Source organism: Stutzerimonas stutzeri (genome assembly GCF_000590475.1).
In the GTDB taxonomy this organism is placed as follows: Bacteria; Pseudomonadota; Gammaproteobacteria; order Pseudomonadales; family Pseudomonadaceae; genus Stutzerimonas; species Stutzerimonas stutzeri_D.
In genome coordinates, this window is sequence record NZ_CP007441.1 from 3,782,200 (window position 1) to 3,804,283 (window position 22,084).

Genomic DNA, 22,084 nt, shown 5'->3' on the forward strand with positions numbered 1-22,084 from the left:
GCCCCTTAGCTTAATCGTTAGGCCAAAGGGAGTGGTATGAAAGATTTACTTTCGCAAATCCAAGCAGCAGTGAACGGACATGCGTACTATCTCGCGCTATATGCCAGCCTCACGATCCCTGATATCTGCGGCGCAATGGAGTCAGATGACGGCCAGGCTAATAAGGCAAAGTACATTGCATGGTTTGATAAATACGTTGCCCCAAAGTATTTCGCTTGTGGTCGGGCAACCCTGACCGGCGAAGCATGCTATTTCTATCGGTGTGCGGTTTTACATCAGGGCCGAGCACAACATCCAAAGCTTGGGTTCCGCCGTATTCTGTTCGTCGAGCCTGGGCAAACCTCCAATGTTTTCCATAACAATGTGCTCAATGATGCCCTGAACATTGATGCAGCTATTTTCTGTGGAGATATATTGGCTGGCGCAACAGATTGGCTGCAGGCCGTAGAAAGCTCGGATAATTACAAGAAGAATTTCCCGCTTTTTATGCAGCGATATCCTGCCGGGCTTCCTCCGTATATCGTGGGGGTTCCCGTAATTAGCTAAGCAGCCTAACAAGTGGTTCAAGCCGTTCGCTTCGCTCACTCGGGACCGGCTAAAGCCGGCCCCTTAACCAAACGTTAGGCGTCATTTCTTTTAAGGCTCGTGCATACATGGAAGTTTGTTTCTCCGCCGCCCGTTTCTCTTTCAATACGCATCCGTCGCAGTGCCCGCTAGCGCGTCGTTTTTGCGCGCTTTGGCTCCGACTCTGGCCACCAGAAGCATGCAGCGGTGTGAATCAGTCAGCACGTACTGGTTTGAACGTTCGAATCCACTCAGCCATTTGCGGTATCAGCCAGCGAGGCCCGCTATGCTCCGCTGCCTAACAAGCGGTTCAAGCCGCTCACTCCGTTCGCTGGGACGGGCTAAAGCCCGCCCCTTAACCAAACGTTAGGTGCCCTATGAGCATTCTTGTTGAAAATGGCCACGGCGAGAATTCCGATGAGATTGTTAAAGAGATCATTGGAATGGGGCTCTTCCCGCACGAATGTTGTGAAAACGAGATACCGTTAGGCGTGTGCATTTATAATGCTGATCTTCACTTTTTCGTAATTAGCGGTGAATTGGAGATTGAGGCTGATGGGTTTCCAATTTCTGCGCACTCTGGGGCTTATGTTCATATATCAGCTGGAACGGCGCATCAGCTAATACCCTATGAAAACGCTCGCATTTATGTCGGTGGGTATACTAAACATAAAGCTGCGTCCATGAGCGCTTACGTATCGGATGCCTAATGCAAAATCTTGATCTGAACTAAAACCGCTTGTCTGTTAGCGGTCTAACTAGCGGTTCAAGTCGTTCGCTTCGCTCACTGGGACGGGCTAAAGCCCGCCCCTTTACCAAACGTTAGGTAACGCATGGACACCATAGTTATCGACTGCCAAAAGGTCGGCGATGAAGAGGGTTTCTGGCAGCTCTACCTCGAAACAGTGCGCCCTGAAGGCGCGGTTTTCTTTGGTAGAAATATGGCTGCTTTCTGGGATGCAATCTCGGCAGGTGGGCCAGGTTGGCCTGGCGATGTGGAGTTGCTTTTTATCCACGCCGAGGCTCTTACCTCTATAGAAGATGGTAATTTCCTTCGTCGTCTACAAGAAATACAGGAACAGTCACCACAAGTACGAGTAGCACTGAGTGACGTCACCTAACAATGCGCTCAAAGCGCTCACTTCGTTCGCTGGGACGGCGTTCCGCCGCCCCTTAGCTTAATCGTTAGAGCGCTTATGTGGAAAATCGCGAGTGATAAACAACTAGCTTCGTATTTTGAGGGCGCGAACATCTGGCGCACGCGCTGGAAAAATTTATCTGAGGTGGTGAGCGTGCCGTCGCATGATGGCAGGGTTGTCGAGCTCCAGATATGGTCTGCTGAGATTGGGCAAAGAGATAAATTGTTCGCGGCTTCAGAGGTATCAAATGGAGTGTGGGTGTTTGCTTTGCCCCCGCTCTAACAAGTGGTTCAAGCCGTTCGCTGCGCTCACTGGGACGGGCTAAAGCCCGCCCCTTAACCAAACGTTAGAAGCGGCTGCAAATTTGGCGGTTTAAATATGCAAGGAAGCATCCAATATGTTCAGGCCACAAAATCGCAATATCGAAGCCTGTCTTTTCCTTTTGCAAAACGGGCTGAGTTCTATCCGTTTCGGCACGCAAAATGACTGACTGTCGTTCTCTTTTTGCTAGGCACTCACGGCCCTTCATCGGCACAAAAGGCTTGGCCCGCAAGGCTTTGCCATGCCGGCAAACGTTTGCATGCTCGTTGCCCACCATTTCGGTTCGGCTTGAGGTAAAGTCAGCGTCGCCTGTAAATTTGATGTCCGACTTGCCACCGCGTCTAACTATAAGTTCAAGTCGTTCGCTTCGCTCACTAGGACGGGCTAAAGCCCGCCCCTTAACTTAACGTTAGACAAAAACGGAGTAATTCCGTGATTACACTCTGGGCAGTACTGGGAACTATGGCGGCAGGCTGGCTTCTAGCCACAACCGTCCGAGGAGCTGATGGTAAAGCGCTCTATTTTGTCGCGGGGATTACCGGGTATCCCATAGCTTGTGTAGGGCTTGGCTTATTACTGGGTATAAGCGGAGTAAAAATTATGGCTTTCGGCTTCATCGCTCTCGTAGGTATGGCTATATATGTAATGCTTCGTCCAGATGATTCAAGCGCAACCGAAGGCTGAATGCGTCTAACAAGCCGCTGGAATCGCTCACTCCGTTCGCTTGGACCGGCTAAGCCGGCCCCTTATCTTAATCGTTAGGCAAAATGGCTCGAACAACAAAATCGCATTAGCGCGCGAGCAGTTAGAGGACGGAATCGGCCTGTTTCTGAGTGGCCGATATATCTCTGCACTCACACTACTTGGTGCCTCCGAAGAAATTCTCTCTAGAATCATTCAAGAACAAACAGGCACTCATCCCCTAGAAAATTTATGGCAATGGGCAAATCGAACAAGAACACGCTTGGGGCACCCACATATATCAAAGCAGGAAATATTTAAGTCATGGAATGCGGGTCGAAATACTGTTAAACATCACAACCTAGGCGAACCACAAAACTTGAACCATGATCGGTTTGGCGAGGCGTTCATGATGATTCAACGTGCAACTAGCTGCGCAGATCATTTAAAACTCAAGTATGTAGGTAAAAAATTATATAAGGCGTGGCTCGTCGAAAAAGGCTTTCCGTAACCGTGTTCGACTTTAGTGAATGCCTAACAAGTGGTTCAAATCGTTCGCTTCGCTCACTGGGACGGGCTAAAGCCCGCCCTTAACCAAACGTTAGGTTCGTATGAGCACACGCTTTAGCAAAGCAGGGGCAGCGCTATCCCTGGTCTATGCCGTAATTACTGTCGGTTGCATTATTGCTTCACTCGTCATCCAGGGCGATGCGAAAGGACGCTTTGTGATTTTACAGCTTCCTATCGCCTTTCAAATCGGTCCGTTTCAAGCTCTAGGGTTGGGGGAATTTTTGGCGTCACTCGGATGGGTTGCCTCGTACTTAATTTTTGGCATTCCAACCATATTCGGTTTGTATTTCGCTGGCAGTACGATGGGTCGGCTCTTTAGTTCGTATCGCTACCTAACAAACGGTTCAAGCCCGCCCCTTAACCAAACGTTAGGGAATATCCGAAAGGAATCAGACCATGTATCTAACCCTTAGAATTATTAGAGCAGTCATCGGTATAGTTGCCGCATTTCAATTTTTTGGCACTGCACGCTTTATAAGAACAGACCTTATTGAATCCCATATCAACTCTGACAGTCTAATTCTGCTTGTCCTACGATTAATAATTCTCGCAGTTTCTGTCGGAGCATTTCTTGGCCTGCGCAAGTTTATAAACCACTTGCACACCAATAAACTCAACACACCACACCCAGCACTTAATACACCATGGGCGCTGTAACCCCTAACAAGTGGTTCAAGTCGTTCGCTTCGCTCACTCGGGACCGGCTAAAGCCGGCCCCTTAACCAAACGTTAGGTTCCAGCATGACATGGATGTCTAAATACACTTTGGCAGTGATTCCCCCAGCTCTCCTTTTCATCGTCTGGAAGCTAGGAGTTTTTTCCGATCATTACTTCAACTGCCAAGGAAATATTAAAAATCTCGCCCCATGCTCAGCTGGTGGCGTTGACCTACTACCATGGCTAGCCTTCAGCATGTTCTGGAGCCCGATCCTATTTTGGTTGTCGTTACCTATCTCTGCCTATTTCTTAATAGATATCGGGGCAAAACACATCGGCTCAAAACGGGGCGTGCAATGAAACCTAACAATGCGCTCAAAGCGCTCACTTCGTTCGCCGGGACGGCGTTCCGCCGCCCCTTAGCTTAATCGTTAGCCAACACATGACACTAGAGCGTTCTAGGCAGTTAATAAATGACGGGATTGATCGAGGCAATCCAATGGGTAGCCTCATTCATGTTCTCGAATCAGCTATTGAGCTCGTGTCGCTCCCGGACAACGATTTCTGTTGGTCATACTGGGAGAGCAGAGAAGAAGCAAAGCAAGAGATGCTTTCACTAATAGCCTCAATAAAAACCGGCGTTTTACCTGAAAAAGTAAAAATATCAGTGCTGTTTGCTCCAACTGGCCCGTTGCAAGAGGTTAGCATGAGCAGTGGCTGGGCTGACGCATACCTAAAAGTTGCGGATAAATACGATGAAATTGAAAGTATTCTGTGGTGAGCGGCTAACAAGGCGCTCAAATCGTTCGCTTCGCTCACTGGGACAGGCTAAAGCCTGCCCCTTAGCTTAATCGTTATGAATCAAGGTAGATATCAGTGAAAAACCACATCGCTCTAGGGCTAGCTATATTGCTTTCTGGATGCGCGCAGATGTTCCCAGCTCGACATGTCGAACTGGCACCTGGCAAATACAAATTAGAAGCCTCTGGAAACATGCTTGCATCCGTGCCCTCTCTGCTTGAGAAGATTGATTCAAAGGCGGAGGAGCTATGCGGCACCGGAAAGTTTTCCTATAAGGATGATGGTGATTTTTCAACGCCGCGCTCTCCTGCATATATCAACGGTGTGGATATTGGCGCATCGTATCAAGTTGTCACAAGGGAGGTTGTGTGCCATTGAACCATAACGACTGGTTCAAACCGTTCGCTTCGCTCACTGGGACGGGCTAAAGCCCGCCCCTTAACCAAACGTTATGCACAAGGAAGTAACATGCGTAAATTCAACATCACCTTAATGCTCTTTATCGCAGTAATCGCTGCTTGCCTTGGCGTGTTTCTTTTCTTAGCAGAAGCCAGAGGTATTGCATACTGGGCTACTAGCATGCTTTCTCTTTTAGCTATTTCGTTAACATCTCTCGCTTACGCAATTCGACTAATAAAAACCAACATAAAAAGTGTAAAAATCCAAGCGGCAATATTAGTATCTTATGTTGTTGCAATTATCGCAGCAGCCATTACAGGAAGCAGTGCAAGTTCAATCCCATACATAATGCAGAGCATGGAAGTAGACTTTACAGCTGCATTTGACTATATCTGGCCTACGCTGTTATTAGGCGGGGCAATCGCCTCTATATCTTACGTTTTCGCACACAACCTCATAAGTAGAAAGACATTAACTTAGTCCAGGCATAATATGCAGCGCATAACAAGTGGTTCAAGTCGTTCGCCTCGCTCACTGGGAGGGGCTAAAGCCCGCCCCTTAACCAAACGTTAGGCTTCGCATGAAAACTGTATTTTTCTTTACTGCATTAATTAGCGTCGGCGGATGTGTAGGAATACACACAGACATTCAGCAATCAAAAACATCAAAAGCTACAGCTATATATTATGCGAATGGAGCTAAGCATTTCTGGAGCAAGAGCGAGCATCCAGAAAATGGTAGCGTGACCTTAAAGTCAGAGCGGAAGTGGTGCGGAGCTACTTTATGGGCAATAGTCCCGATTCCATTAAAACTTCCCGTATGCAAGAGTTACATTAAAGTAAGTTTCGAAAATAATGAGCCAGCCACGCGCCACGAGGGTTGGGTGAGCCTTGGTAGTTTTTATGGTTGCGGGCCTGGTGTATGGCTTGGCTCATTAATTTCCAATGGGAAAGAAGCTTCATTCTGCATCGCAGAATAAGCCTAACAAACGGTTCAGATCGTTCGCTTCGCTCACTGGGACGGGCTAAAGCCCGCCCCTTAGGTTAATCGTTATGTTACAGGAGTAATAACGTGCTAGCGGCACTAAAACCTAGCCGCCGAAGGATCGGCGCAGCAGTTCTAATAATCGTAACCACTCTAACTTATGGGGCTCTTAACTCCGCGCTCACTAATGAAACAAAAAAGCAAATGTCTGAGGCGTTTCTTGGTGAGCCGTACGTTTCAAAAATGAAAGAGCTGCAGCGTATGAAGTGCGAGCGCGACGAAATAATGTCAGAAGCATTATCTGAACTTGCAGAAAAAAATTCTGAAAAAATGCTCTTCGCAAGAAATAAAATGCTTGCGATGAATCTCAGCATCCTCACCTTGTGCGCTTATCTCTCTGCGTGCTTAATCGTCCCAAGAAAATCGTCGAGCGCTGCAACATAACAGCGCGCTCAAACCGCTCACTTCGCTCATTGGGACGGGCTAAAACCCGCCCTTAACCAAACGTTATGCATAACAAGGAGTAAGTTGGTGTATCAAAATAGACAGGCTTTAGCCTTTGGGTCCGTTTTGTTTCTTATTTTTATCTCGGTTATTTTGGTTGCGCTATCACTGTGGACATGGCCGAAGTACAATTTGTATCGGATGGAAATGCACGGAATGGCTGCATTAAAAGAAGCCGAGTGGTCTAAGCAAATACTAATTGAGGAAGCGAGGGCAAGAGAAACAGCATCGCTAATGCAAGCAAAAGCACGAGTCACACTGGCAGAAGCCGAAGGCAACGCACAAGTAGTGCGTGCTAAAGCTGAAGGTCTCGCTGATATTGAGCGTGCAAAAGCAGCAGCAGAGTCAAATCGAATAATAGGTGAGTCTCTGAAAGGGAATGATGAATACCTAAGGTACATTTGGATTAAAGGCCTTCAAGACGGTAAGGGAGAGAGAATTTATATCCCAACCGAGGCTGGGTTACCTATTCTGGAAGCAGGTAAAGCGGGCAAGTAACCCATAACAAATGGTCCAAACCGCTCACTTCGCTCATTGGGACGGGCTAAAACCCGCCCCATAACCGAACGTCAGAGACAGAGAAAGCATGTCGCGCCTCGTAATTCACGCCGTCGCAATAGCTTCGCTTGGCTTGTTCCTTACCTGGCTTGTCCTTGGCGAGAGCTCCCCGGCGGCCAATTGGGTCGTTGTCCACCCGCTGCTTACGAATCTCGCATCGGCCGCGAACTTGCCGGCCATGCTTTTTGCACTTGGTTCTTTTGGCGGGGCAGCCCCGACGGCAGCGCTGGTCGTGGCGGTAATGGTGCTGCAGTGGCTTGTGTATGGGCTTGCGCTTGCCTGGTTATACGGCAGGTTGTGGCCAAACCATTCATTCAAATCGACGCTGCGTCGTGGCGCGGCTAGATTCAAGCGTTAGGCCTTGCAAACAGAGCGTCGTCATGGAAGCGAAACAGAGTATTCGCTGCACAGCTCCGGGCCTTGCACCGTGCGGTAATCGCGTACGAATACTTCAATGCTTGTCCAGCAGTCGTTCGCCTTTTCCATCAAGCCAGTGCGCAAGTGGCGTCTATATTCAAGCGAGTCGCGCCGCTGGCCAATTAGGCGTTTTGCAACAAGTGTTAGGAAGGTTAGAGAGCCGACATGAGCGAGCTCGTTCTATGGATGCCCGCCCTTTTCATCGACTGGCTACTGCATGCTTCGCGACCTCGCAGGGCCGTTGATCAACGATGGAGCAGCGTCTGGGTCTGCCAGGTGCTCAAACGCTTAAAGATAAACAAGGAGATCTTATGGACAAGTTTGCGAGCCGCCGTGCGGCGTTTGCAGAACTCCACGAATCCGGGTGTTTTGTCATTCCCAATCCCTGGGACATCGGCACGGCGCGGTTTCTGGCGCACTGCGGCTTTCGGGCGCTGGCGACGACCAGCGCGGGATTTCAGTTCGCACAGGGTCAACCGGACACGGTATGGGGGCTGCCCGTCGCGACGGCCCTGGAGCACATCACCAGTATCGTCGCCGCGACGGAGCTGCCCATCAGCGCGGATTTTCAGTCTGGCTACGCTCATGAACCCGAGGGTGTCGCGGCTAACGTCTCGCTATGCGTCGATACTGGCGTTGCTGGTCTGTCCATTGAAGATGCTACCGGGGAACCTGGCGAGCTGTATGAACTGCCACTTGCGGTCGAGCGCATCCGAGCCGCTCGTGCAGCCATCGATGCAAAGGGTGTGCAGGTGCTTCTTACGGCGCGGGCCGAAAGCTATCTGGTGGGTTGCCCGGAACCATTCGACGACGTGTTGCGCCGACTGACCGCGTATGCGGAAGCGGGCGCCGACGTTCTGTTCGCTCCCGGCCCACGGACACCCGAGGAGATTCGTACGATCGTGGAAGCCGTTTCGCCGAAACCGGTAAACGCGATCGTGATGGGTGATATGGGCCTGACGGTCGCGGATCTGGCAGGGCTCGGCGTGCGCCGTATCAGCGTCGGCTCCGCCCTTGCGCGAACGGCGTGGGGCAGCTTCATCCGAGCAGCGCGGGCGATCGCCGAGGAAGGCAGCTTCAACGGACTCGCGGGCGCGGCGCCGTTCTCCGAGTTGAACCGCATTTTCGAAGAGGCCGGCGGACCTGCTACGCAATCAGGCGCTGCAGCCGACGCGACAAAGCCGCGTAGCTAAGTTTCGGTGTTTGGACAAACGAAGCAATCGGCAGCGTTCGGCCCATGTCGCAGGTTGCCCGTCTGGGTCTGGTGCATTTTTGGGTCGCGGTTGATCCTCGACGTGCCGTAACTCAAGGCGAAACAAGCGCAACCTCGTCACCGTCCGGTAACAAACCCGGCCTAGCGTGTTTTGGCTAACCCCCATCGCCAAACGCCGAGGCCCGCATGAAAAGACCGACCTGCCTGACCCGCACTGCGCTATCGACCGCCCTGACACTGGCCCTGCTGCCGCTGGCCTCACAGGCCGCCTCGTCCCGGAGTGCGGCGTATTTCGAGCGGGTCGCGACCTTTCCTGTGTACCGCAACCTCGGCGCGGACGAAGACGCCTCCAAGCAGACCGTTGCTGAGATCACCGCCGTGAGCCGCGATGGCCGCACGCTGATCTACACCGACAGCCCCGGCGAGCGGATTGGTTTGGTGGACATTCGCGACCCTAAATCGCCGAAGTCTGCAGGCTTTGTGCAGTTGGAAGGCGAGCCGACCTCGGTTGCCGTGCATCAGCACTTCGCACTGGTTGCCGTGAATACCTCGCTCAGTTTCGCTCAGCCCGATGGCGTGTTGGCGGTATTCGACATTCGCAACCCCGCACAGCCCAAACGCGTCGCCACGCTGCCCATGGGTGGCCAGCCGGACTCCATCGCCATCAGCCCCAAGGGCCGGTATGCAGCCGTAGCGATCGAAAACGAGCGTGACGAGGACCTGAACGATGGCCTGATCCCGCAGCTGCCGGGCGGCTTTCTGCGCATCGTCGACCTCAAGGGCCAACCATCGCGCTGGAGCACACGGGATGTCGACCTCACCGGCTTGGCTGAGATAGCAGCGGAAGATCCTGAGCCCGAGTACGTCAGCATCAATGATCAGGACGTCGCGGCCGTTACCCTGCAGGAGAACAATCACATCGTGCTGGTCGATCTGCGTCGCGGTCGCGTGCTACGCCATTTCAGCGCCGGCCAGGTCGATCTGGAAGGCGTGGATGTGGAAGAGAACGACCGCATCGAGCCGGTTGGCGTGCTTAAGGCCAAGCGCCGCGAACCGGATGCCATTTCCTGGGTCGGCCCGCTGGTGGCGACGGCCAACGAAGGTGACTACCAAGACGCCAATGGCGATGAAGGCGGCAGCCGCAGCTTCACCCTGTTCGATTTCAATGGCCGTGTCTGGTACGAAGCCGGCGCCTCGATGGAGCACGCCTTCATCCGTGCCGGGCACTACCCGGAAAGCCGCTCGGAGAACAAAGGCATCGAGCCGGAAGGCATCGCCTCGGCGAGCTTCCGCAAGCAGGACTTTCTGTTCGTTGGCAGCGAGCGCGGTAACGCCGTGGCCGTCTACGACGTGGCTCACCCGTGGGCGCCGGTCATGCACCAATTGCTGCCGGCTGGAATGGGGCCGGAAGGCATCCTGCCGATCCCTGCGCGTAACCTGCTGGTGGTCAGCAGCGAGGAAGACTCGGCCGAGGATGGCTATCGCTCGACGATCTCGATCTATCAATACGGCGCAAAAAAAACGTCGTACCCGGAAATCCGTTCCACCGACAGCGCCCTGATCCCGTGGGGTGCGTTGAGCGGCATGGTCGCGGACCGTACGCAGGCCAACCGTCTCTATGCCGTGCCGGACAGTTACTACGAGGCCTCGCGCATCTTCAAGATCGACACGAGCAAAACGCCGGCAATCATTGATGGGCAGACCGCACTGCGCAAAGCCGGCGGGACCGTCAACTATGACCTGGAAGGTATCGCCCAGGCTGCAAATGGTGATTTCTGGCTGGCATCCGAGGGTGACGGCAAGAACAAGCCGAACCTGCTGATCCGTGCAAACGCCGCTGGGAACGTGCTTCAGGAATACGCACTGCCTGCCAACGTCGCGGCGCAGCAGACCAGCAGTGGCTTCGAAGGCGTCTCGGTGGTCGGCGAAGGCGCCAGCACGCGTGTGTACGTCGTGTTCCAGCGCGAGTGGAAGAACGACCCGGCCGGCAAGGCGCGCATCGGCGTGCTCGATCCGGCGAGCGGCGAGTGGGGTTTCTATCACTACCCGCTCGACCCGGCGGTCGAAGGCGGTTGGGTCGGGCTGTCCGAACTCACTTCGATCGGCAATGGCCAGTTCCTGGTGATCGAACGCGACAATCAGCAAGGCCCTGCCGCTGAGGTGAAACGCCTCTACCGTATCGATCTGAGCGGCAAGCAACCCGCCGCCGAAGACCAGACCTTCCCGCTGGTGACCAAGCGCCTGGAACGTGACCTGCTGCCGGAGCTGAAGAGCACCGGTGGCTGGGTGCTGGACAAGGTCGAGGGCGCGGCGGTCGATAAGCAAGGCCGCCTGTTCGTCGTGACCGACAACGATGGCGTGGAAGACGCCAGCGGCGAGACGCGCTTCATGCGCCTCGGGACGGTCAAGCGCTAAGTCATATCAATCCCCTCGCCCGACCGTCATGGGTCGGGCGACGGAGATGATTCAAGCTTATCCCTCCCGGGTTCGCTTGATGCGGTGATCCCAGCGTCGTTTAGCAAAGCGCCGCATGTTCGGAATGTCGTCGGTTTCATCCATGATGGGTTTGCCGAGGATGGTCTCCATGATGTCTTCAAGGGTGACCAGCCCGCGCCAGCTGCCGAACTCGTCGTAGACCAGGCACATATGCTGCCGCTCATGCAGCAATTGGGTCATGAGGTGCTCGACGCTGGTCATTTCGGGCGCGACCTTCATGGGTTTCATGATCGAGGAAACAGGCGCTTCATCGTCGGTCGCCGCGAGCGCGTCATAGCGAAATATGACGCCCAATGGGTTTTCGTCGTTACCGATAACCGGGTAACGCGAGAATTGGCTGTCGGCGACCTTTTCCTTGAACGCACCAATCGCCGTATCAGGCCCGGTGTAGTCGCACACGGTGCGCGGCGTCATGACGTCGCGAACCTTGATTTCGTGCAGGTCGAGAATATTGCTGATGACGCGCTGCTCGTCCTCGTCGAGGCTTTTGTTCTCGCGGCCCAAGATCGTCAGCGCTTTGATTTCCTGCCGGATGTCGTGCTCCGGTTCTTTACCGCCAATCAGCCGCATGATCATGTCGGACAGGAGGATGAAGGGCTTGAGGATCCAGATCATCCCGCTCAGCAGAGGTGGCAAATAGGGTGCAAGCGAGCGCCAGTAACGGGCGCCGATGGTCTTGGGGAGGATCTCCGAAAGCACCAGAATCAGCACGGTCATGACCGCGGAGGCGGCACCGACATAGCCGTTGCCGAACACGACGGTCACCTGCGCGCCTACGCCGGTCGCACCTACCGTGTGCGCGACGGTGTTCAGCGTCAGAATGGCCGCAAGTGGCTGGTCCACTTTGTCTTTCAGTTCTTTGAGGCGTTCATAAAGCCTGGGGCGGGACGCTTTCTGGTGCGCAATGAAGCTCGGCGTAAGCGAAAGCAGCGCGGCTTCAAGGATCGAACAGATGAATGAAACGAGGATGGATAAGACAGCGAACGCTATCAGGAGAGACATGTAGGGGTGTTTTCGTTGCCTAAGGCAGCGCAATTTATCGCAAAGCCCGACGCATGGTTGCAAAGGCATGCAACATTTCATTTCCCGACTGATTGAAGAACGCAGCGCTGAGATTTGTTCGTCACGTTTGTTCTGTTAAACAGAGTGCGCCGTGCGGGCCTTAACCTGGGCCGCTCAATCGATGATCGGCTTGTTCCTGCCGTGCTCGTCGGCTAGGGTGCCGCCCTCGACAGGATGGTTCACCCCGGAGTACTACAGAATGATCAGAACAGGGATGTTGGCGCTTGGGCTATTGATGGCGCTATCGACGCAGGCAGATGAACAGCGCGTCTATCTCGTGGCGACGATGCAGCTGGATGGGTCCACCCTGGCTCAGACGATATTCCTGCATGAGCCGGACATCACCGAGCTGGAAAGCTGCCTCGAAGCGGTGCGTGAGGGCCAACGCTCCCGCGACTGGCAAAAATACCGGCACATCTTTCGGAGCGACCGATTCAAAGGGTTCTCCGGCCATATGCAGTACCGCTGCGCCTTCGGCGAGCAACGGTTCAGCAGCTGGGGCGACGGCCCGCGCTACAACCGGGCATACCTGGTCAGCGTCGACGAGAATGCGGCGCTCAGTGCGTCGCGCATCCCTAGCCAGGCCCAATGCATGGCACAACTGCGAGCGCTCTCCCCAACGAAGCAGGCACAGAGCTTCTGCGCCATGAGCAACCAGGACCTCAAGTCCTGAACGGCGAGAGCCCCAGGATCTGAACCGGGGGCGTCACCCAATCATCACGTAGGCCTGACGCCCAAGCAGTTCAGTCGCATTCAGCGTGTGGCGCTGGCGCGCGGCGAGCTGCGGGCCGGGGAATCGCTGCTGGATACCGCGCGGGTATGCGGCTACGCCGATCAGGCTCACTTCATTCACGATTTCAAAGCCGTGGTCGGTATGACACCGGGCCAGTACCGGCTTTGCGCAACGCTGGGCGGCACCTGACGCAGCGCAACTGCGCGCACTCGAGCAAGGCGGCGAGACGGGCAACGGAGCCGGATGGGGCGGCCAGCATCGGGCTGAACTGACTCCTACCCATCGTGACGCTGGTCGTGCTGGTACAGATCGGCGAGGCCTATCGGCAGCGACAGGTCGCGTGATTGCCGGCTGCAGGCCGGCCGGGTTTCGTCACCGCGTCTCTGGTCGATAAACCCGTCCTGTAAACGCAAACGCACCGCTCGCTTCTTTCAACCGTTCCATCGCGCGCGCCTCCTCGCGCGTCGCGGTGGCGCAAAACAGGATGTAGCAGCGCTGCTCGAGAAATGCCTGCCGCCCCGCCTCGCGGGTTAGATCGAATCCATCGATTTCGCCGGAGAAAAACAGATGCTTCGCCAGAATCGACTGGCTGCTCCGGACATCGGTCGGATTGTTCCAGCCACCGCCGGCCTTAAGGATCAAACGGCTCTGGCGTGACCGACGATGCTGGATCAGCCGCTTTCGCAGGTTGATGCTGATCCCGACTTTCAGAGGCTTCCCGTCTACAACGTGGATTTCATAGAGACCCGGCTGCTCGGGCACGAACTGCTCAATCTCCGAGAAGCGGATTCGAGTCATTTCGTTCATGACGTCTCGTCTAGCGTTACAGCTTCGCTACTCTGCATATCCTGCCCAAACACGATTCGATGGCCCTCTGGCGTAGCCACGCCAAACTCGCGAAAGCCCCACGGCTTGTCCGACAGGGGTTGGAAGATAATGACGTCGCGCTGCTGGTAGTCGCGGTAAAGATCGTCGATGCCTTCACAATTCACATAGGCGAAGTAGGCATGGTCATGCGCCTCACCGGCCGACATTTCGTCCACGCAATGGCCCAGCATCACATGAAATGTACCCAGGCTGATGAACGACCAGCCCTCTACGCGGAAGCGAAGTGAAAAACCGAGTTCGTTGAGGAAGTAGTGCTCGGTACGTTCGAGGTCGTTGACTGCCAGGACATGTTGGGTTGCCTTCACTTTGAACATTGACTGTTCCTTTTTATGCAATCAGCGGGTCGTAGCCGCACCTTGGTAGGGGCCTGCCAACCAGCATGCCGCGGATTCGAGATGAACGTCCTCCGCCCGCTCGGGCTTGAAGGGCGTATCCAAAGAGGCCAACGTGATTGACACCCAATCGGGGTAACGCTCGCTACCCGACCACTCGATGTTCGACCCGCACCGGCTACAGAACCGTCTCATGATGCTTGCAGATGAGTTGTATGAGGCGAGCAGGTCTTCGCCAGACAGGTACGTCAAATCCGACTTGAGAATGCTGGCGTAACTGGCGAAGGCGGCCCCGTGCTGCTTCTGGCACATCCGGCAGTGGCAATGGGTGGGGGCTCGGGGTTCGGTCTTCAGCTCGAAACTTACTGCGCCGCATAAGCAACTGCCCTTGTGCATCGTCATCTGCCGCATTCCGTACAAAGGAGACGGATGATAGAGCATCGTTGAGAAAGCGAGTCAGAAGCGCCGAGCAACCCATACATTGCAGGGCTCATGAACCATGATTTGGATGCAACATGCCCGCGCCCAGAACCCTGATTGACGTTGCGGTACAGGTCACGTAGCCGACTAAAGCCGCACCTGTCACCGGCATCAGATGCGAAATTTCCGAAATCCTCGATTGAACACCCATTAGTTTCATATTGCACGGCCCGTGAATTGTTATGTTATAACTCAAGCATCACAACGACTCGCACCGCAGCCATGACCGAAGCCGAACTCCTCGCCCAGCCAGCCGACTGCTACATGAACGAAGCTCAGCAAGCCTTTTTCAGGGCGCTGCTGCTGCGCCAGCGCACCGAGCTGCAGGCCCGTATCACCGAAGAATTTCAGATGCTTCGCGAGCAGGAGCCCAGCAGCGATCCATCCGATATCGGCACCGCCGAAGAGCAACGTCAGTGGCAGCTAAGGCTGCTGGAGCGAGAAAAGAAGCTGCTCGACAAGATCGACGATTCCCTCGACAGCCTAGCGCGCGGTGAATATGGCTGGTGTGCCGAAACTGGCGAACCCATTGGCCTGAAACGTCTGCTGCTGCGCCCCACCACGACGCTGTGCATTGAAGCCAAAGAGCGCCAGGAAGCGCTCGAAAAACACCAACGAATCGCCTGAGAGACCGCCATGAACCGCCTCCCCGTCACCGTCCTGTCCGGCTTTCTTGGCGCAGGCAAGAGCACCTTGCTCAATCACATTCTGAAAAATCGTGAAGGACTTCGTGTGGCGGTGATCGTCAACGATATGAGCGAGATCAACATCGACGGTGCTGAGGTCCAGCGCGACGTGACGCTCAATCGCGCCGAAGAGAAGCTCGTGGAACTGAGCAATGGCTGCATCTGCTGCACCCTGCGTGAAGACCTGCTCGATGAAGTCGGCAAGCTGGCCCGGGAAGGCCGCTTCGACTATCTGCTGATCGAATCCACGGGCATCTCCGAGCCGCTGCCCGTGGCCGAAACCTTTACCTTTCGCGACGAGCAAGGTCAGAGCCTTTCCGATCTGGCGCGCCTGGACACGATGGTGACGGTGGTCGATGGGGTGAATTTCCTCCGAGATTTCCATGCCGCTGACAGCCTGGCGACACGCGGTGAAACCCTTGGCGAAGATGACGAGCGCTCGATCACTGACCTGCTGATCGAGCAGGTCGAATTCGCTGACGTCATTCTGATCAGCAAGATCGATTTGATCTCCAGCGTCGAACGCGACGAGCTCACGGCGATCCTGACCCGTTTGAACACGCAGGCGGAAATTCTGCCGATGAGCATGGGCCGCGCGCCGCTGGCGAAGATCCTCGACACCCACCGCTTCGACTTCGACCGTGCGGCCGAGGCGCCGGGCTGGCTCAAGGAAATGCGCGGCGAACATATTCCGGAAACCGAGCAATACGGCATCGCATCCACTGCCTACCTGGCAAGGCGCCCTTTCCATCCGCAACGTTTTCATGACTTCCTTGATCGCGAATGGACCAATGGGCGCCTGCTGCGCTCGAAAGGTTACTTCTGGCTCGCGAGCCGCCCACAAGAAGCCGGCAGCTGGTCCCAAGCCGGTGGGTTGATGCGCTATGAATACGCAGGACGCTGGTGGCGTTTCACGCCGGAAGCGCAGTGGCCCGCCGATGACGATGCGCGAACCGCCATTCGCCTGAAATGGGACGATGACTGCGGGGACTGCCGCCAGGAACTGGTCTTCATCGGCCAGCACATCGACTTCGACCAGCTGCGCGCCGAGCTCGACACCTGCCTGCTCAGTGACCTCGAATGGAACCTCGGTCCAGAGCGCTGGTTGCGAATGCCCGACCCATTCGGACCCTGGCAGCAGGACGTAGCGTGATGCTGGTGCACCCACTCGCCCGGCCGTATCCGCAGCAGGTGTTTGGCGACACACCTGCGGTGTTAGGCGACGCGCTGCACGATGGCGTTAACCTGGCGGTGTGGAAGCGCCCGTTGCCGCAGCCCATCGCCGACTTCGCCCAAGCCCTGTTGGTGCTGGGCGAGCCGCTGGCCGAATCGCTCACGCTTGAACCCAATGCGGACGATCTGCAGTTACCGCCTCTGGCAAAGGCCTATCGGGACATCGTCGGACACGCCGGGTTTGTCGCCGATGTCGCCTGGCTGACGAGCGCGTTCGCCTGCCTGATAGACGCACGCCGCGTCGGGCTGCGCCTACGGATACTGGACAAGGCGATGTGTCCACGCTTTCACGTGGATCACGTGCCGCTAAGGCTGATCACCACCTATGCGGGCGTTGGCAGCGAGTGGCTCCGGGAAGACGCCATGCCCCGCCAACGCTTGGGTGAGCCAAGTGCCGAGCCAGCCGACATCAGGAACATCGAGCATCTGCGAGCGGGTGAGGTCGCGCTGTTCAAAGGCGAGAAATGGCAGGGTAACGAAGGGGCCGGCATCATCCACCGTTCACCGCCGGTTGGATCTGGGGAACGCAGGCTGATCCTGACGCTGGACTGGCTAGCCTGAAGTAGAAAGGACCGGCAGCGATAGCTGCTCGGCCCTGCGATCGCAGCGTGATTTCTATCAGGCCGCCATCTTTTCACATTCAGCGGCGCACTTGCGGCACGCCTCGGCACAGGCCTGGCAATGATCCATCTGGTGTTTGCCACACTCCTCGCCACACTCACGGCAGGCTTGTGCACAAATGCGGCATATTTCCTTGGCCAGGCCGCTATCACGGGTCATCAGCACCGCGGCGAGCGCGCAGAGATCGGCACAGTCGCGGTCTAACTGGATGCAGCGCGCCATCATTTTCACGTCGTCCTCGCGCAGGCAGGACGCGGCGCAGGTTTCGCAGGCGACAGCACAATTGGAGCAGGCCTGAATGCAGGATTGGTAGGTCGAATTGAGCATGGAATGATCCTCCCGGAGCTGGTAAATAACGCAGGCTTCGAACGCCTTCGGTATCCAATCTTTTTGCTAACAGGGAGGCGCAACACCGAACATCTGCGGTCGCCTTCGTCGGTAGAAGCCTGGCCGCTTGACAGAACGGATGGGCCTGAGGCTCGCATCCTGGCCGCGAAATCCCTCGCGTCTGATCTCGAACCAGCAGTCAGACGCACATAGTTGTGTGTCGCATCATCAGTGGAAGTTCACCCGATTGGCTGGGCGGTACCGGGAGCGGCACACGCACTGGGTGACCCGTTACAATGCACGCTTTTGTTGCCGTCCTAGCACCCATGCCTTTTACCCTCGCTACGCCTTGCGACTACCAGGAAGTGATTCGTAAGAGTCGCTTCATTGCCAAGGCTGCCCCGATCGCTCAGCCGGAGGACGCGCAGGCGTTCATCCAGACAGTCAGCGACAGCACCGCCTCGCACAATTGCTGGGCCTGGAAAATCGGCAACCAGTACCGTTTCAGTGACGATGGCGAACCCGGCGGCACGGCTGGACGGCCCATGCTGACAGCCATCGAAGGCCAGGATTGCGAACAGGTGGTGGTCGTGGTGACGCGCTGGTTCGGCGGGATTCAGCTCGGCACAGGCGGGCTGGCACGCGCCTATGGCGGCTGCGCGGCGAAATGCCTGCAAGCAGGGGAGCGATTGCCGTTGGTGGCCAGGGTGCGCTGCCGTTGCCATTGCCGCTTTGCCGAGCTGGCGTTGCTCAAAGCGTGCCTGGGTGATCATGAGGCGCTGATCGAAAGCGAAACCTTCGATGCCGAGGGCGCTGAACTGGTCCTCGCACTACCGAGCGCACAACGCCAAGGGCTGCAGCAACTGCTCGCCGATATCAGCCGTGGACGGAGCCGTCTGTCGGATGCTGAGCGCTAATTGCGCCGCCTTTATTGCCCACATTTCTTGTGGAGCGCGTTGTGGATAACCTTTTGATGAGTGGCTGCGACACCGAAACGGCGCGGCCTGCGCAAACTTGTTCACTTATTGAACAAATCTGTCTTAGTGCCTTAGCGAAGCCTCTCAAATACATGAATATGAAGCGTTTTTCGCCTTTTTTAGCCGTGCAATCGTTTAGCCATCAATCATGGCAAAACGGTTCGAAAGTTATGCCCGAAAGAAGTGGAGAAGTCTGTGGATAACGTTGGGAATAACCCGCCGAGCCCTGATGGTTGCTGCGCTTGGCGACGCTGATCAAAATTCCGTCAATGTCATCGCTTATTCATCTTGCCGCCATGCCTCGGCAATCTTGTCCTGCTCAACTATCGAAGCAGGCCGCACACCGGCATATCGGTTGCAGGCACTCATGACTAGAATGCCTCGCAAATCAGATGACGAGAACTAGCCCATGTACGACTGGCTCAATACCCTGCCCAAAGCCGAACTGCACCTTCACCTGGAAGGCTCGCTCGAGCCGGAACTGCTGTTCCGCCTGGCCGAGCGCAACAAGATCGCCCTGCCTTGGGACAACGTCGATGCGCTGCGCAGCGCCTATAATTTCGGCAACCTGCAAGAATTCCTCGACCTCTACTATGCTGGCGCCGATGTACTGCGCACCGAGCAGGACTTCTACGACCTGACCTGGGCCTACCTGCAGAAATGCGAGGCGCAGAACGTCGTGCACACCGAACCCTTCTTCGATCCGCAGACGCATACCGACCGCGGCATTCCGTTCGAAGTCGCCATGCGCGGCATCAGCGGCGCTCTCGCCGATGGGCGCGAGTTACTGGGTGTGAGCAGCGGTCTTATCCTGAGCTTCCTGCGTCACCTGCCCGAGGAAGAAGCCTTCAAGACGCTGGAACAGGCGATGCCCTTCCGTGATGTCTTCTTTGCGGTCGGCCTCGACAGTTCGGAAATGGGTCATCCCCCGAGCAAGTTCGAACGAGTCTTTGCCAAGGCGCGAGCCGAAGGCTTTCTCGCCGTCGCCCATGCCGGCGAGGAGGGTCCGCCGGACTACATCTGGCAAGCGCTGGACCTGCTCAAGGTCAGCCGCATCGACCACGGCGTCCGCGCTGCTGAGGATCCGAAACTGATCGCACGGCTAATCGACGAGCAGATTCCGCTTACGGTGTGCCCGCTATCGAACACCAAGCTCTGCGTGTTCGACGACATGAGCCAGCACAACATCCTGGATCTCCTGGAACAGGGCGTGAAGGTCACGGTGAACTCGGACGACCCCGCCTATTTCGGCGGCTACGTCACCGAGAATTTCATGGCCCTGCACGACAGCCTGGGCATGACCGAGAACCAGGCGCGGCGCCTGGCGCAGAACAGCCTGGACGCGCGGCTGGCCAACTGAGGCGAACGGGCCGCTAGCCGTGGCCCGCTTCAATGCGCGAACGGCGCCTGCTCGAGCAACGACTGGCAACGCTCGATCAGGTGCTCGCGCAACAGTCGCAGGGTTTCGCCCAGGTGCGCGCGATGGGCGCAGATCAGATTCAGCGGCGCCGGCTCGCCGAGTAGATCCGGCAGCAGGACTGTCAACCTTCCCGCCTGCACGTCCTGCGCAACATCCAGCCAGGACTTGTAGACCAGCCCCCGGCCTGCCAGGGCCCAACGACGCACCACATCGGCATCGTCACTGACGCGATCGCCCGCCACCTGTTGTATTTGCTCCCTACGCCCGTCGTGGAAACGCCAGCGGCCATGAACGCGACCGGCCAGTGTGAAACGCAGGCAATTGTGTTCGGCCAGATCGCCAAGTCGCTGCGGCGTGCCATGACGCGCCAGGTAGTCAGACGCGGCGCACAAGACGCGCCGATTAGCGGCCGCCACCGGTAGCGCCACCAGACTGGAATCTTCCGGCAGGCCGTAGCGCAAGGCGATATCCACCGGTTGGCGAAAGAGATCAGCGTTGCGATCGGCGAGCAGCAGTCGCAGGCTGATCTGCGAATGCTGCAGCTGAAACTCGTCGAGCCAAGGCAGTAGCACGTTACGACCGAAATCTGATGGCGCGGTCAGTTGCAACTGGCCGCTGATCGTCGCCTTGCCGCCCGCCAGCAATTGCTGCCCCTCGCGCAGGCTTTGCAGGGCCGAGCGTGCATGGGGCAGATATTGCTCACCCTCCCCCGTCAGCCTCAAGCTGCGAGTCGAACGCACCAGCAGGCGGCAACCCAGCACCGCCTCCAGTCGTTTAAGCGCAGCGCTAGCCACCGCTGGCGACAGCTCCAACCGCCGAGCCGCGGCGGACAGGCTGCCCAGTTCGGCGGTCAAAGCGAACACCTGCAGATCATCGGTGCGCAACATTTTCAATAATCCGTTGAAAGAGCCTGTTCGCAATATGCTGTTTTTCTTGCTAAGGCGAAAGCCGAACATAGCGGCAACCCATGCTCATGCCACCCAAGGAGAACATCATGAAAGCCATCGGCTACCAGCAGTGCCTGCCCATCGATGACCCTCACTCGCTGCTCGACATCGAACTACCGGAGCCGACGCCCGGGCCTCGTGATCTGCTGGTCGAAGTACACGCCATTTCGGTAAACCCGGTGGATACCAAGATCCGTATGCGCGTGCAGCCGGAAAACGGCCAGCACCAAGTACTCGGCTGGGATGTAGCCGGGGTGGTGCGCGCGGTGGGTTGCGACGTCAGCCTGTTCAAGCCTGGCGACGAGGTGTTCTACGCCGGTGCGCTGGATCGGCCCGGCGCTAACAGCGAACGGCATCTGGTCGATGAACGCATCGTTGGACGCAAACCGGCCACGCTGGATTTCGCTGCCGCCGCGGCGCTGCCGCTGACCTCGATCACCGCCTGGGAACTGCTGTTTGAACGCCTGCAGATCAGCGAAGGAAAGGAAGACCACGATCAGCGCCTATTGATTGTCGGTGCGGCCGGTGGCGTTGGGTCCATCCTCACCCAACTGGCACGGCAGCTGACTGGACTCAAGGTGATCGGCAGCGCGTCGCGCAGCGATACTCAATCCTGGGTGCGTGAGCTCGGCGCGCATGAAGTGATCGATCACAGCCAGCCGCTCGCCGCCGAACTGCAACGTCTAGGCATCGCAGACGTCACCCATGTCGCCAGCCTGACACACACCGATCTGCATCTGCCTCAGATCGTCGAGGCGCTACAGCCTCAGGGCCGCCTGGCGCTGATCGACGACCCGGCGGGCCTCGACATCAGCCTGCTCAAGCGCAAGAGCCTATCGCTGCACTGGGAGTTCATGTACACCCGCTCGCTGTACCAGACGCCGGACATGATCGCGCAGCACACGCTGCTCAACCGCGTCGCCGAGCTGATCGACAACGGCGTACTCAAAACCACCCTGGGCGAGCATTACGGGACAATCAACGCGCAGAACCTGCGCCGCGCCCACGCCTTCATCGAAAGCGGCAAGGCCAAGGGCAAGATCGTCCTCGAAGGCTTTTGACGCGTAGGTCGGC

General features: G+C 56.6%; 26 protein-coding genes. 20 read left to right on the forward strand and 6 right to left on the reverse strand.

Annotated features, from left to right (window positions below):
• Window positions 1-36 precede the first annotated feature (36 nt).
• The 12 genes from CH92_RS17205 to CH92_RS17250 all read left to right on the forward strand — a co-directional run bounded on the left by CH92_RS17205 (window position 37) and on the right by CH92_RS17250 (window position 11,223).
• Window positions 37-546, forward strand: a complete 510-nt coding sequence (locus CH92_RS17205; RefSeq protein ID WP_025243008.1) for a hypothetical protein — start codon at window positions 37-39, stop codon at window positions 544-546.
• Between the two features lie 395 nt (window positions 547-941).
• The gene (locus CH92_RS21935; RefSeq protein ID WP_144381028.1) at window positions 942-1,274 is read left to right on the forward strand and encodes a hypothetical protein; all 333 of its coding nucleotides are present in this window, start codon (window positions 942-944) and stop codon (window positions 1,272-1,274) included.
• Window positions 1,275-1,397: 123 nt separating this feature from the next.
• Window positions 1,398-1,685 carry a barstar family protein gene (locus tag CH92_RS17210; protein WP_025243009.1) on the forward strand — a complete coding sequence of 96 codons (288 nt, stop codon included), beginning with the start codon at window positions 1,398-1,400 and terminating at the stop codon, window positions 1,683-1,685.
• Between the two features lie 771 nt (window positions 1,686-2,456).
• On the forward strand, window positions 2,457-2,708 hold the full coding sequence (locus CH92_RS21940; protein ID WP_144381030.1) for a hypothetical protein: 252 nt from the start codon (window positions 2,457-2,459) through the stop codon (window positions 2,706-2,708).
• Window positions 2,709-4,431: 1,723 nt separating this feature from the next.
• Window positions 4,432-4,713, forward strand: coding sequence for a hypothetical protein (locus CH92_RS17220; RefSeq protein WP_235206163.1), 282 nt, complete (start codon window positions 4,432-4,434; stop codon window positions 4,711-4,713).
• 95 nt (window positions 4,714-4,808) lie between these two features.
• On the forward strand, window positions 4,809-5,111 hold the full coding sequence (locus tag CH92_RS21945) for a hypothetical protein (protein WP_144381032.1): 303 nt from the start codon (window positions 4,809-4,811) through the stop codon (window positions 5,109-5,111).
• 90 nt (window positions 5,112-5,201) lie between these two features.
• Window positions 5,202-5,612, forward strand: coding sequence for a hypothetical protein (locus CH92_RS17225; RefSeq protein ID WP_025243012.1), 411 nt, complete (start codon window positions 5,202-5,204; stop codon window positions 5,610-5,612).
• A 100-nt stretch (window positions 5,613-5,712) separates the two neighbouring features.
• Window positions 5,713-6,111 carry a hypothetical protein gene (locus CH92_RS21950; RefSeq protein ID WP_144381034.1) on the forward strand — a complete coding sequence of 133 codons (399 nt, stop codon included), beginning with the start codon at window positions 5,713-5,715 and terminating at the stop codon, window positions 6,109-6,111.
• Window positions 6,112-6,203: 92 nt separating this feature from the next.
• Window positions 6,204-6,560, forward strand: coding sequence for a hypothetical protein (locus tag CH92_RS17230; RefSeq protein ID WP_144381036.1), 357 nt, complete (start codon window positions 6,204-6,206; stop codon window positions 6,558-6,560).
• Between the two features lie 87 nt (window positions 6,561-6,647).
• Window positions 6,648-7,118, forward strand: a complete 471-nt coding sequence (locus CH92_RS17235; RefSeq protein WP_025243014.1) for a hypothetical protein — start codon at window positions 6,648-6,650, stop codon at window positions 7,116-7,118.
• Between the two features lie 788 nt (window positions 7,119-7,906).
• Entirely contained in the window at window positions 7,907-8,788 is an 882-nt protein-coding gene (locus CH92_RS17245) for an isocitrate lyase/PEP mutase family protein (protein ID WP_025243016.1), read from the forward strand.
• A 206-nt stretch (window positions 8,789-8,994) separates the two neighbouring features.
• On the forward strand, window positions 8,995-11,223 hold the full coding sequence (locus tag CH92_RS17250) for an esterase-like activity of phytase family protein (RefSeq protein WP_025243017.1): 2,229 nt from the start codon (window positions 8,995-8,997) through the stop codon (window positions 11,221-11,223).
• Between the two features lie 57 nt (window positions 11,224-11,280).
• On the opposite strand, the gene CH92_RS17255 is transcribed toward CH92_RS17250, so the two are convergent.
• Entirely contained in the window at window positions 11,281-12,306 is a 1,026-nt protein-coding gene (locus CH92_RS17255; protein ID WP_025243018.1) for a CNNM domain-containing protein, read from the reverse strand.
• Window positions 12,307-12,580: 274 nt separating this feature from the next.
• Between CH92_RS17255 and CH92_RS17260 the strand changes: the two genes are divergently transcribed.
• Window positions 12,581-13,039, forward strand: a complete 459-nt coding sequence (locus CH92_RS17260; protein ID WP_025243019.1) for a hypothetical protein — start codon at window positions 12,581-12,583, stop codon at window positions 13,037-13,039.
• 87 nt (window positions 13,040-13,126) lie between these two features.
• Entirely contained in the window at window positions 13,127-13,288 is a 162-nt protein-coding gene (locus CH92_RS21735) for a helix-turn-helix domain-containing protein (protein ID WP_235206164.1), read from the forward strand.
• A gap of 183 nt (window positions 13,289-13,471) precedes the next feature.
• Here the strand turns inward: CH92_RS21735 and CH92_RS17270 are convergent, their stop codons facing one another.
• From CH92_RS17270 to CH92_RS17280, 3 genes are read right to left on the reverse strand one after another with little or no spacing between them, the layout of a single operon-like run.
• A complete protein-coding gene (locus CH92_RS17270) occupies window positions 13,472-13,906 on the reverse strand; it encodes a hypothetical protein (RefSeq protein ID WP_025243020.1) in 435 nt (144 codons plus the stop codon).
• Window positions 13,903-14,301, reverse strand: a complete 399-nt coding sequence (locus tag CH92_RS17275; protein ID WP_025243021.1) for a VOC family protein — start codon at window positions 14,299-14,301, stop codon at window positions 13,903-13,905. Before CH92_RS17275 ends, CH92_RS17270 begins: the two co-directional genes overlap by 4 nt.
• A gap of 21 nt (window positions 14,302-14,322) precedes the next feature.
• Window positions 14,323-14,760: a GFA family protein gene (locus tag CH92_RS17280; protein WP_336434061.1), complete on the reverse strand. Its 438-nt coding sequence runs from the start codon at window positions 14,758-14,760 to the stop codon at window positions 14,323-14,325.
• Window positions 14,761-15,021: 261 nt separating this feature from the next.
• On the opposite strand from CH92_RS17280, the gene dksA reads away from it, so the two are divergent.
• The 3 genes from dksA to CH92_RS17295 are packed head-to-tail and all read left to right on the forward strand — an operon-like array spanning window position 15,022 to window position 17,279.
• Window positions 15,022-15,426, forward strand: a complete 405-nt coding sequence (dksA, locus tag CH92_RS17285) for an RNA polymerase-binding protein DksA (RefSeq protein WP_025243023.1) — start codon at window positions 15,022-15,024, stop codon at window positions 15,424-15,426.
• A 9-nt stretch (window positions 15,427-15,435) separates the two neighbouring features.
• Window positions 15,436-16,638: a zinc metallochaperone GTPase ZigA gene (gene zigA / locus CH92_RS17290; protein ID WP_025243024.1), complete on the forward strand. Its 1,203-nt coding sequence runs from the start codon at window positions 15,436-15,438 to the stop codon at window positions 16,636-16,638.
• Complete coding sequence (locus CH92_RS17295; RefSeq protein ID WP_025243025.1) at window positions 16,638-17,279, forward strand: DUF1826 domain-containing protein; 642 nt, start codon at window positions 16,638-16,640, stop codon at window positions 17,277-17,279. Before zigA ends, CH92_RS17295 begins: the two co-directional genes overlap by 1 nt.
• 57 nt (window positions 17,280-17,336) lie before the next feature.
• On the opposite strand, the gene CH92_RS17300 is transcribed toward CH92_RS17295, so the two are convergent.
• Window positions 17,337-17,666 carry a four-helix bundle copper-binding protein gene (locus CH92_RS17300; RefSeq protein ID WP_025243026.1) on the reverse strand — a complete coding sequence of 110 codons (330 nt, stop codon included), beginning with the start codon at window positions 17,664-17,666 and terminating at the stop codon, window positions 17,337-17,339.
• Between the two features lie 326 nt (window positions 17,667-17,992).
• Between CH92_RS17300 and CH92_RS17305 the strand changes: the two genes are divergently transcribed.
• Both CH92_RS17305 and CH92_RS17310 read left to right on the forward strand, forming a co-directional pair.
• Window positions 17,993-18,583 carry an IMPACT family protein gene (locus tag CH92_RS17305; RefSeq protein WP_025243027.1) on the forward strand — a complete coding sequence of 197 codons (591 nt, stop codon included), beginning with the start codon at window positions 17,993-17,995 and terminating at the stop codon, window positions 18,581-18,583.
• Between the two features lie 469 nt (window positions 18,584-19,052).
• The gene (locus CH92_RS17310) at window positions 19,053-20,003 is read left to right on the forward strand and encodes an adenosine deaminase (protein WP_025243028.1); all 951 of its coding nucleotides are present in this window, start codon (window positions 19,053-19,055) and stop codon (window positions 20,001-20,003) included.
• Between the two features lie 29 nt (window positions 20,004-20,032).
• On the opposite strand, the gene CH92_RS17315 is transcribed toward CH92_RS17310, so the two are convergent.
• Window positions 20,033-20,950 carry a LysR family transcriptional regulator gene (locus CH92_RS17315; protein WP_025243029.1) on the reverse strand — a complete coding sequence of 306 codons (918 nt, stop codon included), beginning with the start codon at window positions 20,948-20,950 and terminating at the stop codon, window positions 20,033-20,035.
• A 107-nt stretch (window positions 20,951-21,057) separates the two neighbouring features.
• Between CH92_RS17315 and CH92_RS17320 the strand changes: the two genes are divergently transcribed.
• Window positions 21,058-22,071 (forward strand): zinc-binding alcohol dehydrogenase family protein, encoded by a 1,014-nt coding sequence (locus CH92_RS17320; protein WP_025243030.1) that lies wholly within the window; start codon window positions 21,058-21,060, stop codon window positions 22,069-22,071.
• The last annotated feature ends 13 nt before the right edge of the window (window positions 22,072-22,084 follow it).

Excerpts from the sequence above, each read along its gene's own strand:
- CH92_RS17205 (WP_025243008.1), top strand. The coding sequence starts at position 37 with ATGAAAGATTTACTTTCGCAAATCCAAGCAGCAGTGAACGGACATGCG.
- CH92_RS21935 (WP_144381028.1), top strand. The coding sequence starts at position 942 with ATGAGCATTCTTGTTGAAAATGGCCACGGCGAGAATTCCGATGAGATT.
- CH92_RS17210 (WP_025243009.1), top strand. The coding sequence starts at position 1,398 with ATGGACACCATAGTTATCGACTGCCAAAAGGTCGGCGATGAAGAGGGT.
- CH92_RS17220 (WP_235206163.1), top strand. The coding sequence starts at position 4,432 with ATGGGTAGCCTCATTCATGTTCTCGAATCAGCTATTGAGCTCGTGTCG.
- CH92_RS17225 (WP_025243012.1), top strand. The coding sequence starts at position 5,202 with ATGCGTAAATTCAACATCACCTTAATGCTCTTTATCGCAGTAATCGCT.
- CH92_RS21950 (WP_144381034.1), top strand. The coding sequence starts at position 5,713 with ATGAAAACTGTATTTTTCTTTACTGCATTAATTAGCGTCGGCGGATGT.
- CH92_RS17245 (WP_025243016.1), top strand. The coding sequence starts at position 7,907 with ATGGACAAGTTTGCGAGCCGCCGTGCGGCGTTTGCAGAACTCCACGAA.
- CH92_RS17250 (WP_025243017.1), top strand. The coding sequence starts at position 8,995 with ATGAAAAGACCGACCTGCCTGACCCGCACTGCGCTATCGACCGCCCTG.
- CH92_RS17255 (WP_025243018.1), bottom strand. The coding sequence starts at position 12,306 with ATGTCTCTCCTGATAGCGTTCGCTGTCTTATCCATCCTCGTTTCATTC.
- CH92_RS17260 (WP_025243019.1), top strand. The coding sequence starts at position 12,581 with ATGTTGGCGCTTGGGCTATTGATGGCGCTATCGACGCAGGCAGATGAA.
- CH92_RS17270 (WP_025243020.1), bottom strand. The coding sequence starts at position 13,906 with ATGAACGAAATGACTCGAATCCGCTTCTCGGAGATTGAGCAGTTCGTG.
- CH92_RS17275 (WP_025243021.1), bottom strand. The coding sequence starts at position 14,301 with ATGTTCAAAGTGAAGGCAACCCAACATGTCCTGGCAGTCAACGACCTC.
- CH92_RS17280 (WP_336434061.1), bottom strand. The coding sequence starts at position 14,760 with ATGCTCTATCATCCGTCTCCTTTGTACGGAATGCGGCAGATGACGATG.
- dksA (WP_025243023.1), top strand. The coding sequence starts at position 15,022 with ATGACCGAAGCCGAACTCCTCGCCCAGCCAGCCGACTGCTACATGAAC.
- zigA (WP_025243024.1), top strand. The coding sequence starts at position 15,436 with ATGAACCGCCTCCCCGTCACCGTCCTGTCCGGCTTTCTTGGCGCAGGC.
- CH92_RS17295 (WP_025243025.1), top strand. The coding sequence starts at position 16,638 with ATGCTGGTGCACCCACTCGCCCGGCCGTATCCGCAGCAGGTGTTTGGC.
- CH92_RS17300 (WP_025243026.1), bottom strand. The coding sequence starts at position 17,666 with ATGCTCAATTCGACCTACCAATCCTGCATTCAGGCCTGCTCCAATTGT.
- CH92_RS17305 (WP_025243027.1), top strand. The coding sequence starts at position 17,993 with ATGCCTTTTACCCTCGCTACGCCTTGCGACTACCAGGAAGTGATTCGT.
- CH92_RS17310 (WP_025243028.1), top strand. The coding sequence starts at position 19,053 with ATGTACGACTGGCTCAATACCCTGCCCAAAGCCGAACTGCACCTTCAC.
- CH92_RS17315 (WP_025243029.1), bottom strand. The coding sequence starts at position 20,950 with ATGTTGCGCACCGATGATCTGCAGGTGTTCGCTTTGACCGCCGAACTG.
- CH92_RS17320 (WP_025243030.1), top strand. The coding sequence starts at position 21,058 with ATGAAAGCCATCGGCTACCAGCAGTGCCTGCCCATCGATGACCCTCAC.